Consider the following 14537-nt stretch of genomic DNA (forward strand, 5'->3'; position numbering starts at 1 on the left):
AATATAAAACCCGATGGGATTGTTTTCGTTCCTTTCTCAGGAAATCGCAATGGACCTGGGAACCGCCAATACCCTCATCATCTACAACGATAAAGTTGTGGTGGATGAGCCTTCTATCGTCGCCATTAACCGTCGCACCGAAAAGCTTGAAGCCATTGGTGAGCGTGCCCGTCAGATGCATGGGAAAACGCACGATAATATCTACACCATCCGACCGTTGCGCGACGGGGTGATTGCCGACTTTAATGCTGCCGAGCAGATGATTCGTGGCATGGTGAAAATGATTAACACCAAAGGCAAGCTTTTTTCTCCCTCGCTCACCATGGTGATTTGTATTCCTTCGGGGAGTACCGAGGTGGAAATACGTGCCGTTCGCGACTCCGCCGAGCATGCAGGTGGTCGTGAGGTGTACATGATATTTGAGCCCATGGCAGCTGCCTTGGGGATAGGCTTGGATGTGGAAGCGCCCGAGGGAAACATGATTGTGGATATCGGTGGCGGAACTACCGAAATTGCCGTGATTTCGCTCGGCGGTATCGTAACCAACAAATCCATCCGCATTGCCGGTGACGATTTGACGGCCGATATCATGGAATATATGCGTCGTCAGCACAATATTAAAATAGGTGAACGGACGGCCGAGGAGATTAAAATTCATGTGGGCTCGGCATTGCCTGAGTTGGAGACCCCTCCTGCTGATTTTGTGGTGCAGGGTCCCAACCAAATGACCGCTTTGCCCATTGAGGTGCCTGTTTCGTATCAGGAAATTAGTCACTGTTTGGAAAAGTCAATTTCAAAAATTGAAACAGCAGTGTTGAGCGCATTGGAGCAAACGCCTCCCGAGTTGTATGCCGATATTGTGAAGAACGGTATTTACCTGGCCGGCGGAGGTGCTTTGTTGCGAGGTCTCGATAAGCGATTGACCGACAAAATCAACATTCCCTTTATCGTGGCAGAGGATCCGCTTCGGGCAGTGGCGCGAGGTACCGGAATTGCCTTGAAGAACCGTCATCGCGGCTTGCCATACCTGATGCGATAACCATACGTTATTAATAGCCGGTACATGGATTGAACCATCTGTGTACCGGATTTTTTTTAGTTTGCGCTGGGTTTATGAGAAATATCATCCGATTTTTGATGCAACACCATGTAGGCGTGTTGTTTGTTTTTCTGGAGATTTTATCGCTCATTTTGGTTTTTCGTTACAACCCCTACCATCGGTCGGTGTTTGTGAGTTCATCCAATCGTCTCTCGGGGGCTTTGTATGAAGGAACCCACGCGTTGACACATTTCTTTTCGTTGCAGCGTGACAATGACCGGCTGGCCGATGAGAACGCCTTCCTTAAAAGTCGGTTGCCCGGGGCGTTTCAAATGTCGCCCAACTATATTCGGCTGGTGAAGGATAGCCTCACTGGGCAGCAGTACGCTTACCATTCAGCACGGGTGATCAATAATTCCGTGAATAAATCGTTCAACTACCTGACGCTTGATAAGGGGAGCATCGACGGTATTCGGCAAGAAACGGCCGTGATATGCCCCGATGGCATCGTGGGGGTGGTTCGGCGTGTGTCGCCTCATTTCACAAGTGTGATTTCGCTGTTGAATTCGCGGTTAAAAATTTCCGGCAAGTTAAAAGAGTCGGGGCATTTTGGTTCGGTGAGTTGGGATGGCACCGATTCGCGATACGTCAATTTGAGCGAGATTCCCTTGCATGCCACGGTTAAACCCGGCGATTTGATTGTTACCTCGGGTTACTCGGCCATCTTTCCCGAAGGGATTCCCATTGGGACGGTTGACGAAGTGGAAGCCGAGGAGGGCGAGAGTTTCTTTCGCATACGTGTGAAGCTGGCCGTCGATTTCAAACGGTTATCGTACGTCGAAGTGGTGGACAATACTTATCGCGGTGAACAGTTACAATTAGAAAAGCAGAACGAAAATGATTAAGGACATTGTTAAGCATGCCTTTAGTTTTATCCTGTTTCTGTTGATACAGGTGCTGGTGGTGAACCAAATTCATTTGGGGTGGGTGGTGAACCCTTATGTGTACATTGCGTTTATTCTGTTGCTTCCTATTGGTACGCCGGGGTGGCTGTTGTTGATTTCGGCATTTGCCATGGGATTGGGTGTTGATGCCTTTTCGAACACGCCGGGCATGCATGCTGCCGCCTCGTTGCTCATTGCATTTTTGCGTCCGTCGTTGCATCGGGTGATGATTCCTCATGATACGTTTCAGCCCGGCACGCAGCCCGATGTCGCGACATTTGGATTGGCCTGGTTTATCAAATATGTGGTAGTAATGACCATGATTCATCACACTGCCTTTTTTCTGCTCGAAGCACTTTCGGTTGAGCACATGGGCGTGGTGGTGCTCAAAGCTTTTGCCAGTATGTTTGTTTCAGTATTGTTGATTTTGTTGGTTCAGCTTTTTACAGTTGGTAGCACCAAGAGACGATGATGATAGGCAGTTATAATAACCGGGCGCTGACCATTTCAGTGATGGTGGTTCTTTTGGGACTCATTTTCATCATTAAGTTGTTCTTTATTCAGGTGCACGATGAGACCTATAAGTTGTCGGCCGATAGCAATACGCAGCGCATTTTGACCCAATATCCGGCGCGGGGTCTCATTTTCGACCGCAATGGAAAGTTGCTGGTGTCAAACCAGCCGGTGTATGATATCATGATTGTTCCACGCGATGTGGAGCCTTTCGATACCTTGGATTTTTGCAAGTCGTTGAATATTCAGATGGATGATTTGCGCAAGATGTTTGTCGATTTGCGCAAGAGCATTCGTTCACGCAAGGTGTCGTCGTACAAGCCGTCGGCGTTTATCAAGCAGGTGTCGGCCGAGCAGTATGGCGTGTTTCAGGAGAAGGAATACAAGTTCAAGGGTTTCTTTGCGCAGCGTCGGACGTTGCGCAAATATGAGTATCCCGGTGCCGCTCACGTGATGGGGTATGTGGGGGAGGTCAACGAAGCGGGCATCAAAAAGGATCCCTATTATGTAATGGGCGATTACATCGGCATCAGTGGGATTGAGAATACATACGAGAGCTACCTGCGTGGCCGCAAGGGTGCCAAGGTGGTGATGGTAGATGTGCATGGCCGTGAAAAAGGGGCCTATCGCGACGGGCGTTTCGATACGGCTGCCATTGTGGGGAAGAACCTCACGCTTTCGCTCGACATTGATTTGCAGATGTACGGCGAGTTGTTGATGCAGAATAAAATAGGAAGCGTTGTTGCCATTGAACCTGCTACCGGTGAGATACTGGCCATGGTTTCAGCGCCATCGTACGACCCGGGTTTGCTGGTGGGCCGTGTGCGAAGTCAAAACTACACCTTGCTGGAAGGTGACCCCAATAAGCCGTTGTTCATCCGCCCCTTGCAGGCGCAGTACCCGCCGGGTTCGACCTTTAAAACGCTCAATGCCCTCATTGCTTTGCAGGAGGGGGTGATTACCGAAGATACACGCATTCCCTGTTCGATGGGGTATCATTTAGGATCACTTAAAGTGGGATGCCATGCCCATCCTAGTCCGCTGAATTTGCCACAGTCCATTCAGCATTCATGCAATGCCTATTATTCGGCCGCATTTCGCAAGATTCTCGATAATCCCAAGTACAATTCGCCTAAGGAGGGGCTTGAGCATTGGAAAGATTATTGTGTGAAGTTCGGGTTGGGGTATCGGCTCGAAACCGATTTTGCCTACGAAAAGCGCGGTTTTATTCCCAATGCCGAGTATTACAACAAAGCCTATCGTGGGTCGTGGAACTCGGTGACGGTGATTTCGTTGGGCATTGGGCAAGCTGAATTGTTGCTCACGCCCATTCAAACGGCCAACATGACCACGGCCATCTGTAATCGGGGTTATTATTACACGCCTCATGTGGTGAAGTCCATCGAGGATGAAGATATCGATCCCCGTTTTAAGGAGAAACATTTTACAGGCATCGACGAACGCCATTTTACACCTGTGCTCGATGGGATGGAGCGCGCCGTGTGGGGCGATGACGGGGGAACGGCGCGGATTGCGCAAATCGATAGCATCCGTTTGTGCGGCAAAACCGGCACGGCGCAAAACCCGCATGGGAAGGATCACTCCATCTTTATTGCTTTTGCGCCTCGCGAAAATCCCAAAATTGCCATTGCAGTGTATGTCGAGAATGCTGGTTTTGGTGCCACTTATGCCGCCCCGGTGGCCAGTTTGATGATTGAAAAATACCTGAACGGACAAGTGAGCGAGAAACGCAAATTTCTGGAAGAACGCATGGTGAACGCGAATTTGATAGGTAATGCTGTCGCGCAGTAGTTTAAGAGTGGAAGAGTGGAAGAGTGCTGGCAGCTAATATGACGAAACAAATCCAAAGTCCCCCGTTGGGGGATGAGAGGGGCTTATTATAGATACATGAAATATTCATGACGAAGCACCATCGACACAGGAGGATTATAAATCCTCGTTGTCTTGCGTCTTGATAATCATGCCTTAATACTTTTTATAGACACATGAAACAAGGGAACCATAGCGCATTGCGCAAATTCGATTGGGTGACCGTCATCCTTTTTTTGATGCTGATTGTTTTCGGGTGGCTCAATCTTTATGCGGCCAACTTTAATCCCGAAAATCCGGTGTTTTTCGATACCGGCAAGGAGTACTTCAAACAGCTGATGTGGATTGGGTTCTCCTTTGGGTTCATTTGGTTGATTTCGCTCACCGACAGTAAGTTCTTTGTCGAGTTTGCATATATCTTTTATGGCTTAACCATTTTTCTGCTCATTGTGGTTTTGTTGTTTGGTAAGGAAGTGAACGGCGCCAAGGCGTGGGTCGAATTTGGGCCGTTGCGGTTACAGCCGGCCGAGTTTACCAAGGTGGCCGTGAGTCTTTCGCTGGCGCGTGCCATGAGCCGTTTTGGCTTTTCGTTTCATCGCTGGAGTCATTTGTTTAAAATTGGGGGTATTTTGTTGTTACCCATCTTGTTGATTTTTTTACAAAACGATACCGGGTCGGCCTTGGTGTATTTTGTGTTTGTGCTCATGTTTTATCGCGAAGGGCTGAGCCCCCTCATTTTGGTGGCTGGCGTCATTGCGGCGGTGGTGGCCATCATGGCTTTTTTGATTGATTTGCCCGTTGTGTTTTTAATCATTGGCGCTTCGTTGTTGCTTTATGTGTTGTACAAACGCGGCTTTCAGGTGGTGAAACAATCGCTGGTGATTGCTGCTGTGGTGATGGGGGGCGGTTTTTTACTCAGCCTCACGGGGCTTTACAAATGGAGCCTTTTTTATGCTGTGGCCATCACGTTGCTGGCTCTGTCGGGGTGGATGCTTTATCGTCGTTTTGCCAAAAAAGAAAAATACCTGCAGGTAGGCGTGTTGATGATGTGGATGGCCGTGGCGTTGGCTTTTTCGTCTGAATATTTTTACCATAATATCTTATCTCCCTATCAATTGACGCGCATTGAAGTGTTGTTTGGCCTCAAAGAAGATTTGCTGGGAGCCGGGTACAACGTCAATCAGTCGAAAATTGCCATCGGGTCGGGCGGCCTGGTGGGAAAGGGATTCTTGCAAGGTACGCAAACCAAGTTCAACTTTGTGCCCGAGCAGAGCACCGACTTCATATTTTGTACCGTGGGCGAGGAGTGGGGGTTTGCCGGAACCAGCCTGGTGGTGATATTATTTGTGGCTTTGCTCTTGCGACTTATCTATCTGGCCGAACGACAACATTCGGCATTCAGCCGCATTTATGGATACTGCGTGGCCTGTTTGGTGTTTTTTCACCTGGCCATCAATGTGGGCATGACCATTGGGTTGGCGCCCGTCATCGGCATCCCGTTGCCGCTGTTTAGCTACGGGGGCTCTTCGTTGTGGGGTTTTTCACTTTTGTTGTTCGTGTTCCTCAAGCTCGACACCAACCGCACTGAATTGATCCGCTGACGATCGTTCGCATCCCCAATCATCTGCGCCAGCTCAAAGGCTTGTGTGGGATGATGAATTTCCACGTGTGAAAAATTATTTTCCACACGTGGAAATTTTTTTTCCACACGTGAGAATTCTCATCCCCTGCCGTGGGAATTGGCCACCGGTCATTTGAGGAATTGCCGGAACCACTTTCCCGAATCCTTAATGGTGCGCTGCTGGGTGATAAAGTTGTTGTGTACCAATCCAAAACGAGGAGTGAAACCCTCCCTCCACTCAAAGTTATCCACCAGTGTCCATGCAAAATAGCCGTGTATGGGTAGTTTCTTTTTTTTGATGCCATCTTTGACGATGTGCAGGATGGTGCGGTGGTAGTCGCGCCGCTGATGGTCGTGAATATGTCCGCCCATGGGGAAATCGGGAAAGCACACCCCGCTCTCGGAGAGGATGATGCTTTTGATTTGCGGATAACGACCGTAGAAGTCGAGCAGATGTTGCAGGCCTTTGGGATAGACATCCAGATCCATCAGATTGAGCTTGGCCTTGCGCGAGGCCGGTGCCACCTCTTCGGCAAACAGAATGGGTGGCGTGATGCTGAAGCGGGTCACGATGCGGAAGTAGTATTGCAAACCAATGAAATCGAAGTCGAAGGCCATCATTTCGGTATCGCCCGGCCGCATGTAGCGTCTGATGAGGTGCAGCGCCGGCATGGCGTCGGTGGGGTAGCCCATGCCCAGCAGGGGTTCGAGGAAGAAGCGGTTGAGCAGTGCCTCCACCCGGCGTGCGGCACCCCGGTTGAGCGGGCGATCGTCTACATGTTCGATGTACGAGCACGAGAGTGCCACGCCCACCTTGGCTCCATCGACCATCTCGCGGATGATGCGTCCCCCTTGTGCCATGCACAGTACGGCATGGTGCGCAGCCGGTAAAAATGCCCCGATGCCCGTACGCCCCGGGGCATGGTAGCCCATAAAATAGCCCATGCCCACAAAGGTCATTGGTTCATTCATCACAATCCAATGCTTCACCCGGTCGCCAAACAGGCGGGCGCAGGTGCGCGTGTAGTGGGCAAAGTGGCCTATGATATCGCGGTGCGTCCATCCGCCTTTCGCCTCCAGCTCCTGGGGTAAATCCCAATGGTACACGGTCACCCAGGGCTCCAGTCCGTTTGCCAGGCAGCAGTCGATCACCCGGTTATAAAATGCCGCCCCTTCGGGATGGGGCTCACCGGTGACATCGGGCAGCAGGCGCGGCCATGAGATGGAGAAGCGAAACACCCCAAAGTTTAGGCGGGCGGCCAGGGCAACGTCTTCTTCGTAACGATGATAAAAGTCGCAGGTGTCGCCCGGGCGATCGCCGTTTTTGATAATGTCGGGGCGCCCGGTAAATGCGTCCCATATCGAGGGGGCTTTGCCGTGCAGATGTGCCGCCCCCTCGTTTTGAAAGGCACTGATGGTGACGCCCCACTTGAAGTCGGGGCCAAAATCTGTTTTTCGGAGCATTTGTTTTGTGTCGTCTGCCCAAATGTACCTGCCTGCCGGCACAGTTACGTTAACTCGCCGTTAAGTTTGTGGCCGTCGTCGCGATGAATGATGAGTCGCAGCGACTGGTCGAAGGTGATGTAACTCCACAGCCAGTTGAGAAATACAAACAGCCGGTTTTTGACACCCAGGATGGCCATCAGGTGCACAAACATCCACACGTACCAGGCAAAAAAGCCAAAAAAGGTAATGCCCGGCAGGTCGGCCACAGCCAAATGGCGCCCCACGGTGGCCAGTGACCCGGGGTTGCGGTAGCGGAAGGGGCGCAGGTTTTGATGCTTTTGCATGCGAATGAAGTTGCGTGCCAGGTTGCGTGCCTGCTGAATGGCCACTTGCGCCACTTGCGGATGGCCTTTGGGCGTGGCGTCGGTGATCATGGCGCTGTGGTCGCCCACCACAAAAATAGTGTCGCTGCCCGCCATGCGATGGAAGGCATCTACCCGGATGCGCCCGTTGGGCAGAATGGCCTCGGCCGGGATGCCGGGCATGGACGCCCCCTTGATGCCCGCAGCCCAAATGAGGGTGCGGGTGGGAATGCGTTCTCCGTTGCTGAGCACCACTTCGTGATTGGTGTAGTCGTTTACCTGCGTGTCGAGGTACACTTCTACCCCCAGTTTGTGGAGGTAACGCAACGATTTGGACGACGATTTGGGGCTCATCCCCCCCAGTAACCGTGGGGCAGCTTCGATGAGTACAATGCGGATGCGGCTGGTGTCCAGTTCTCGGTATTCTTTGGGGAAGATGTGTTTCTTCATCTCGGCCAGGGCGCCGGCCACTTCGGTGCCGGTGGGCCCGCCGCCCACAATCACCAGGTTGAGCAGCTGTTGTTGCACGGCCTTGTCTTTCTCCAACAGGGCATTCTCCAGATGGTTGAGGATGCTGTTGCGCAGCGTGAGTGCTTCGGTGACCGACTTCATGGGAAAGGCTGCCGCCTCAATGTTTTTGAGCCCGAAGTACGACGTTTGTGCCCCCGCAGCCACCACCAAGTAGTCGTAATGGCAATCGCCCGAGCGGGTGTGCACCATTTTGGCCGTGGGGTCGATGCCCGTCACTTCAGTGATGCGCAGGTAAGCGTTTCCCTGACGCTGAAACAGTTTGCGCAGCGGGAATAGGATGGCGCTGGGCTCGATGCCCGCTGTGGCCACCTGGTAAAACAGGGGTTGAAACTGGTGATAATTGTTCTTGTCGATCATCACCACCTGATAATTGCTGTGGGCCAAACTCTTGGCCAGGCTGATGCCCGCAAAGCCCCCGCCCACAATGACGATGCGCTTTTGGTTGGTTTCCGGTATTTGTAGCATGTATAAATGGTTGTGTGTTTGTGTTGCTTTTCAACCACAGGAGGGGGGCATTTGTTCAATTTGAGATTTTTAAGTCTTTTGTTGTGTTTTTTGATGTATGGTGTTAAGAAGTTGATAACCAATGTTTGCATCGCCTGTTGCTGACGTATGCCTGCATTCTTTTTGGGCTTCGTATTCGCCCGGTGGTGTTGTAGCCCTTTATCTGCGTTTGTATGTCCCATGGCTTTCTGTCGCCCTGGTGGGGGGTAGGACTGATGTTTTTAGGGTTTATTGCATAAAATGACCTGTTTTTAATTAAAATAGGTTGAAAATCAGGGTGTCGACTCCCAAACTTTAACAATGAATTTTGAATATTAATACCAGTTAGATGGGGTGGCAGATATTTTTGTATCGTTATCAAAAAGGGAAAATACAAACACAAATAAAAGGTACAAAACATGAACACAAGTATGTTGAAAAGGGGATGGATGGCTTTGGTTTTTGCAGCAGTAACAGTATCGGCTTTTGCCAAAGACGATGTGGTGGTAAAAACTTATCGCAATACCGACTATGCCATTGTGTCGGCCGTGTTTGGCGAGAGCGACAACTACCGCGTGGCCATTAAAGACGATTTGGGCAACCTGATTTACCGTAGTGCCAAAATCAGCAACTCTAACATGTTTCAGCGTCTGGTTGATTTAAGTTCGTTGGCCGATGGCGTTTACCACGTGTATGTGGTGAACGATGGCAGTCGTCGCGTGAGCACCTTCGAGGTGAGCAACGGCCGTTTGGTGGAAGAGAAAAAGAACAATGCCAAAACTGATGCCGCCTTTTTGCTCCGCGGCAACGAGATGTTGTATGTGCGCCACATCAACCCCGCTAAAAGCTACTCGGTAATGGAGATCACCAACGAACGCGGCGAAATGGTTTACACCAACGAGCTCCCCGCCCGCGAAGTGTACAACGGCCTGTACAAAGTAAGCAACCTCCCCAAAGGAAATTATACCGTTTCGGTGGCCACGGGTAACCTTTCGCACCGTTATGAGTTTAGCAAATGATGATTGATTAAGTGAGTTGAATGAGACGGCGCCGGGAGGATTTCCCGGCGCCTTTTTTTTACTTAGGCAAATTTTAACCCGTCAGCAAGGGGCGGCTCTTTAGACGATGGGGTGTTTTAAAGTTATGGAAGGTGGTTCTGTTAATACTTGGCAAAGTTTTAGTGGTTCACTATTTTGTGAATTACGCCTTGATCTGTATTATCTTTGTACCGTGAAACACTTGATAATATGGTATGGACATCACATTTGATAAGGAGTATTTGCGAGAAATGTACCGTACAGGTAAAACAACCGACAAAAAGCACCGTTTTCAGTCTGCCATTATCCGCAAATACTATGAGTGATCGACTTAATGATTAATCTTCCCGATACATTGGCTTTGATGAAGTACCATTCGTTGAACTACGAAAAACTTAAAGGCGACAAATCTGGTGTGTCATCCGTGAGAGTAAATGACCAATACCGTATTGAGTTCGAAGACAAGACATTTGAAAACAAAATGATAGCTACAATATGCAACATAATCGATTTGTCAAACCATTATTAATGAAAAGTTATGATTGCTGTTCCAGGTGTTGAGCCGAATATGATTGCAAACAACCTCGAACCGTTTGAACCCACCCATCCGGGCGAAGTGTTGAAAGACGAAATTGAATATCGGCGGATTTCGCAGCGTAAACTGGCCGCTGCAATGAATGTACCTTACACCTTGCTCAACGAGGTGTTAAATGGCAAACGTCCCGTTAATACCGAATTTGCCTTGCTTATTGAAGCTGTGGTGGGTTTACCTGCCGAACCCTTGCTTAAAATGCAGGCGAGTTACAACATTGTGGTAACCAAACGCAATTCTGATTTTATGAATAAGTTAAGCAAAACTCGCAAAATGACGGCCACACTCTGATGATTGAGGGGATAATAGTCGTGTGTGTAGCCTTGATATCTAAAACCCACAGCTCCAAAACGATTCCGTTTTTGGGCTGTGGGTTTTTTATTGATGTCATAACTCCGTTCAATACAAGTCATTGATGGGCGTGAGATGATGACCGATCCTTATTTCATCCATCTTTTCCCTAGCACAATGGTCGCTTGATTTCCGTTGGTGTCGGTGAGGGAGGCCTCATTGTCACATTCCCCGTTGCCATAATTGAGCACAAAGGTGTTGTTGGCGCCGTTGGTCAGGGTCACTGTGCCGCTCACCGGAAATCGGCAGATGCGTTTGTGCAACACGTTGGCAATGGCATTGTTGTAGCTCCATCCTCTTGAGTTGCTGCCCGAAGCTGTGCCGTTGATGGTGAACTCGTCGTCCCAAATGTTTAGCGGTGTGGAGGCGCCGGCGGTCATCTCGCGTGTTTTGGTGGCCGTGCGTTTAATCCAGCTTTCATCAGTAGCAGTGATGGTCAGGTCTGATGCCCAGGCGAACGTCCAGTTTTGTATGTCATTAAGGCCTGTGTTGGTGTAGGTTTGGGTGCCTTTAATGGCGTTGTCGCTCACATAAAAGTCAGCAAAGCTGATGTTCCAAACCGAGTTGGCAATAAAGAGAGGCGCGGATTTCTCCACCACAATTTTGCCCCGAATGTTAACTGTGCGGGCATTGATCCCGCTGCCAATGGTGATGGCCGTGTTTTCACTGCCATAGTCGATGGTGATTTCACGTGGCCAAAATGACTCGCCCGTCGATATGGCTGTGACGTTGGGCAGGCTTACGGTTTTTAGTGCCGGGGCGTTGGCCGCTTCATCGTCACTGCCGGCGTGGGTCTCCACCAGGGCGTCGAGCAGGTTCGACATTTCTTCGGCCGCATCATCATCTGCCGCAATTTGTTCGTTTTGATTGATGGTTTCTTCGTCTTTGTTGCACGAGGTCATCAGCAACATGCCACTCATGGCAAGGGTTGCAAAAAGCAATTGGGTTGTTTTCATATTTCTGTGATTTAAAGCCCCCTCATCCCTCAAAGAGGGACTTCAGAGTGTTGATTTCTTTTGGGTTGAATTCGCTCATTGTCATTTTTGTGTGAATGACGATGAGTCAATACTTGTTGATAGTATTTGGATCGTTTAGTTGTGAAGAATCATGTTTGGAGTAAAGGACTCTTGAACTCTTATTCGCCTAAACTTTAAACTCCTACACTCTTACACTTTCCCCCTTTTTGGCTCGTCCATAATCAACAAACGCCGCGAAACATTGTTTCGCGGCGTTTGTAGTAGCAAATTCTTTGCCAAATTTTTATGGTTTCTCAAACACTTCTTTGACAAAAGCACGGATGTCGATGCCATCAAAGTTCCCGGATGTCATGATGAGCAGGTTCTTGTTGGTCCAGTCGATGCTTCGGAGCATGTCGAACAATGGAGCCGATTGGGTGTAGGCTTTCAGCCCGGGTTGGTCAAATGCTGTTTCTGCTTCTTGAGGGGTGAAGGGCTCCAGTCGTTTGTGTTTCATCACTTCGGGGCTGAAGTACACATAGGCGTTGTGCGCCGCCTGCATGGCATGGCGATATTGTGGTAAAAAGGCTTTGTTGAGGCTGCTAAAGGTATGCAGCTCCATGCAGGCCACCAGTTCCCGGTGGGGGTATTGCTCACGAACGGCCTGTGTGGTGGCTTTCAGTTTGCTGGGCGAGTGGGCAAAGTCGAAAAATACCGTGCTGCTTTCGCCCGTGTAGAGGGTTTGGAGGCGTCGTGCTGCGCCTTTGAAGGTGCCCATCGAGGTGAGAAAGTCGTGGTGACTCATCCCCAATGTCTCGCACATCAACATGGCTGCATGGATGTTTTGAAGGTTGTGCGCTCCAAACACCGGGGTGCAATAGTCGCGTCCTGCCCATTGTAGGATGGTGTTGCCGTTTTCCACCCGATGGGGGATGCCGCGGTAGGCCACGGTTTGGATGCGATGTTGCTGTTTGGATGCGATGGCTTGCAAGTGCTCATCGTCTCCATAATAAATGAGCGTGCCGCCATCGGCAATGGTGTCGGCAAACATCCGGAACTGCTCCACGTACCCATCAAACGTTGGAAATACGTTGATGTGATCCCATGCCACGCCAGTGAGAATGGCCACCTGCGGTTTGTACCACAAGAATTTGGGGCGCATGTCGATGGGCGACGACAGGTATTCGTCCCCTTCGAACACAGCTACCGGTGCTTTGGCCGTGAGGCTCACCATGGTGTCGAAGCCTTCGAGCTGGGCACCCACCATAAAGTCAAAGGCCTTTTGATGATGTGCAAGGGCGTGCATCACCATCGACGTGACGGTGGTCTTACCATGACTGCCACCCACCACGGCGCGCACTTTGTCGGTGGTTTGCGTGTACAGATACTCGGGGTACGAATAGACCTTCAGCCCCATGTCTAGGGCTTTTTGCAGCTCGGGGTTGTCGCCACGGGCGTGCATGCCTAAAATAATGGCATCGAGCGAATCATCTATCTTTTCGGGATGCCAGCCCGGTTGTTGTGGCAGCAGCCCATGTTGGGCAAGCCGGCTTTTGGATGGCTCAAATATCTCATCGTCACTGCCGGTGACGTGGTATCCTTTTTTGTGGAGGGCGATGGCCAGATTGTGCATGGCACTTCCGCCAATTGCGATGAAATGGACGCGCATGAGGTGGGTTATGTGTTGGTGGTTGTTGCTTTGGGTTGTTCGGCACATGCCGCCGAGGTTTGTTTGACTATCAGTAATTTGCCGGGAGCAAAGGTGTAGATGATGCCGGGAAGCGCCACTACTACTGATATTAGGTAAAATATAAGGCTCAAAGCCACAGCATGGTTGGCGTTGAGGTTGAGTATTTCAGCGCCTTTGAGCAGGGTTAGTTCCCGGGCTCCGATGCCGCCCAGCGTGATGGGTACCGATGCGGTGATGGCCGAGAGCAGGAACAGGAAGATAAAATCGTCGCGATGTCCCACCACCTTGGCGCCCATGGCTTCGAGAATCAGCATGGCCGACACCACCTGAAGTCCCTGAATGAGCAGTGACCAGGCATTGACTTTCCAAAATGCCGCCGTCAATGGGCGATTGAATAGATAGAGGAACAGAAAGTAACCCACGCCAACGGTTGGGATCAGTGCCCAAAACCATCCTTGGTAGGGTAATTCGTAGTTGATAAAATAGACCAACGCCAGCAAATAAACCAGGATAACCGACAATCCGCTGAGCCGGTCGGCCAGGATGGCTCCGATGAGTCGTTTGGTCGGGGTTTTTATGTATTTGTGGATGAGGAATACTTTGTAACCGTCGCCTCCCACGCCACCCGGTAAAAAGATGTTGTAGAAAAGGCCCATCCAGTACAACTTGATGTTGTTGGTGCTCTCAATTTTCAGGGGGAGATGCTTAAACAGGGTGTTGAGTCGCAAGGCGGCAATGAATTGTGAGGCCACGTAGGCCATGATGGCTGTCCCTATAAGCCAGTAATTGGTGCTGCGGGCAGTTGACAATAATGTTTTGGTGTCGATTTTTGTGGCCAAGTACCATATGGCCAGCGACGAGATGCCAACTTTTATAAGCGTTTTGAAGGTCTTGACCAATCGGGGGGATAACTGCATAGACGATACTCTCATGAAATAGCTGTCAAAAATAGCAAAAACCGCAACGTTTTTGCTTTTATGCAATCACGCTGCGGTTTTTTTCAACCAAATTCCAAATTTATGATTTTCTTTCTTTAAGATAAGACGTATGGCGATGAGACAGATGATGAAAAGATGAGAGACTTTTGGATCTTTTGTATTCGTCTCTTAAGTCTCATCTGTCTGTCTTTAGTCTATCAATCT

At 50.1% G+C, this 14537-nt stretch carries 12 protein-coding genes; 7 read left to right on the top strand and 5 right to left on the bottom strand.

Features of this window, described 5'->3' with window-relative positions; all coding sequences use genetic code 11:
* Window positions 1-13: 13 nt before the first annotated feature.
* From LX69_RS08225 to rodA, 5 genes are all read left to right on the top strand, one after another.
* Complete coding sequence (locus LX69_RS08225; protein ID WP_111445354.1) at window positions 14-1039, top strand: rod shape-determining protein; 1026 nt, start codon at window positions 14-16, stop codon at window positions 1037-1039.
* 98 nt (window positions 1040-1137) lie between these two features.
* Window positions 1138-1944, top strand: coding sequence for a rod shape-determining protein MreC (mreC, locus tag LX69_RS08230; protein ID WP_245934973.1), 807 nt, complete (start codon window positions 1138-1140; stop codon window positions 1942-1944).
* Window positions 1937-2455: a rod shape-determining protein MreD gene (mreD, locus tag LX69_RS08235; RefSeq protein WP_111445358.1), complete on the top strand. Its 519-nt coding sequence runs from the start codon at window positions 1937-1939 to the stop codon at window positions 2453-2455. The genes mreC and mreD overlap by 8 nt, the downstream gene beginning before the upstream one ends.
* Window positions 2452-4308, top strand: coding sequence for a penicillin-binding protein 2 (gene mrdA, locus LX69_RS08240; RefSeq protein ID WP_245934974.1), 1857 nt, complete (start codon window positions 2452-2454; stop codon window positions 4306-4308). Before mreD ends, mrdA begins: the two co-directional genes overlap by 4 nt.
* A 194-nt stretch (window positions 4309-4502) precedes the next feature.
* Window positions 4503-5927 (top strand): rod shape-determining protein RodA, encoded by a 1425-nt coding sequence (rodA, locus tag LX69_RS08245; protein WP_111445362.1) that lies wholly within the window; start codon window positions 4503-4505, stop codon window positions 5925-5927.
* A gap of 149 nt (window positions 5928-6076) precedes the next feature.
* Here rodA and LX69_RS08250 read toward each other — a convergent pair whose 3' ends face one another.
* Window positions 6077-7411 (bottom strand): glycoside hydrolase family 1 protein, encoded by a 1335-nt coding sequence (locus tag LX69_RS08250; RefSeq protein WP_111445363.1) that lies wholly within the window; start codon window positions 7409-7411, stop codon window positions 6077-6079.
* Between the two features lie 44 nt (window positions 7412-7455).
* Window positions 7456-8751, bottom strand: coding sequence for an NAD(P)/FAD-dependent oxidoreductase (locus LX69_RS08255; RefSeq protein WP_111445365.1), 1296 nt, complete (start codon window positions 8749-8751; stop codon window positions 7456-7458).
* A gap of 437 nt (window positions 8752-9188) precedes the next feature.
* On the opposite strand from LX69_RS08255, the gene LX69_RS08260 reads away from it, so the two are divergent.
* Together LX69_RS08260 and LX69_RS08270 are read left to right on the top strand one after the other, a co-directional pair.
* The gene (locus LX69_RS08260) at window positions 9189-9788 is read left to right on the top strand and encodes a hypothetical protein (RefSeq protein WP_146260686.1); all 600 of its coding nucleotides are present in this window, start codon (window positions 9189-9191) and stop codon (window positions 9786-9788) included.
* Between the two features lie 556 nt (window positions 9789-10344).
* Complete coding sequence (locus LX69_RS08270) at window positions 10345-10689, top strand: HigA family addiction module antitoxin (protein WP_111445369.1); 345 nt, start codon at window positions 10345-10347, stop codon at window positions 10687-10689.
* Between the two features lie 149 nt (window positions 10690-10838).
* On the opposite strand, the gene LX69_RS08275 is transcribed toward LX69_RS08270, so the two are convergent.
* The 3 genes from LX69_RS08275 to LX69_RS08285 form a co-directional block, all read right to left on the bottom strand.
* Entirely contained in the window at window positions 10839-11705 is an 867-nt protein-coding gene (locus LX69_RS08275; protein WP_111445370.1) for a hypothetical protein, read from the bottom strand.
* Between the two features lie 304 nt (window positions 11706-12009).
* Window positions 12010-13422 (bottom strand): UDP-N-acetylmuramate--L-alanine ligase, encoded by a 1413-nt coding sequence (locus tag LX69_RS08280; RefSeq protein WP_245934975.1) that lies wholly within the window; start codon window positions 13420-13422, stop codon window positions 12010-12012.
* A complete protein-coding gene (locus LX69_RS08285) occupies window positions 13383-14327 on the bottom strand; it encodes a lysylphosphatidylglycerol synthase transmembrane domain-containing protein (protein ID WP_146260687.1) in 945 nt (314 codons plus the stop codon). The genes LX69_RS08280 and LX69_RS08285 overlap by 40 nt, the downstream gene beginning before the upstream one ends.
* Window positions 14328-14537: the final 210 nt, after the last annotated feature.

The organism is Breznakibacter xylanolyticus, from assembly GCF_003254275.1.
GTDB lineage: Bacteria > Bacteroidota > Bacteroidia > Bacteroidales > Marinilabiliaceae > Breznakibacter > Breznakibacter xylanolyticus.

What these genes read in the sequence shown, in the direction of transcription:
- mreC (WP_245934973.1), top strand. Translation starts at nt 1,138, where the DNA reads ATGCAACACCATGTAGGCGTGTTGTTTGTTTTTCTGGAGATTTTATCG.
- LX69_RS08280 (WP_245934975.1), bottom strand. Translation starts at nt 13,422, where the DNA reads ATGTGCCGAACAACCCAAAGCAACAACCACCAACACATAACCCACCTC.
- LX69_RS08250 (WP_111445363.1), bottom strand. Translation starts at nt 7,411, where the DNA reads ATGCTCCGAAAAACAGATTTTGGCCCCGACTTCAAGTGGGGCGTCACC.
- LX69_RS08285 (WP_146260687.1), bottom strand. Translation starts at nt 14,327, where the DNA reads ATGAGAGTATCGTCTATGCAGTTATCCCCCCGATTGGTCAAGACCTTC.
- mrdA (WP_245934974.1), top strand. Translation starts at nt 2,452, where the DNA reads ATGATGATAGGCAGTTATAATAACCGGGCGCTGACCATTTCAGTGATG.
- rodA (WP_111445362.1), top strand. Translation starts at nt 4,503, where the DNA reads ATGAAACAAGGGAACCATAGCGCATTGCGCAAATTCGATTGGGTGACC.
- LX69_RS08260 (WP_146260686.1), top strand. Translation starts at nt 9,189, where the DNA reads ATGAACACAAGTATGTTGAAAAGGGGATGGATGGCTTTGGTTTTTGCA.
- LX69_RS08270 (WP_111445369.1), top strand. Translation starts at nt 10,345, where the DNA reads ATGATTGCTGTTCCAGGTGTTGAGCCGAATATGATTGCAAACAACCTC.
- mreD (WP_111445358.1), top strand. Translation starts at nt 1,937, where the DNA reads ATGATTAAGGACATTGTTAAGCATGCCTTTAGTTTTATCCTGTTTCTG.
- LX69_RS08275 (WP_111445370.1), bottom strand. Translation starts at nt 11,705, where the DNA reads ATGAAAACAACCCAATTGCTTTTTGCAACCCTTGCCATGAGTGGCATG.
- LX69_RS08255 (WP_111445365.1), bottom strand. Translation starts at nt 8,751, where the DNA reads ATGCTACAAATACCGGAAACCAACCAAAAGCGCATCGTCATTGTGGGC.
- LX69_RS08225 (WP_111445354.1), top strand. Translation starts at nt 14, where the DNA reads ATGGGATTGTTTTCGTTCCTTTCTCAGGAAATCGCAATGGACCTGGGA.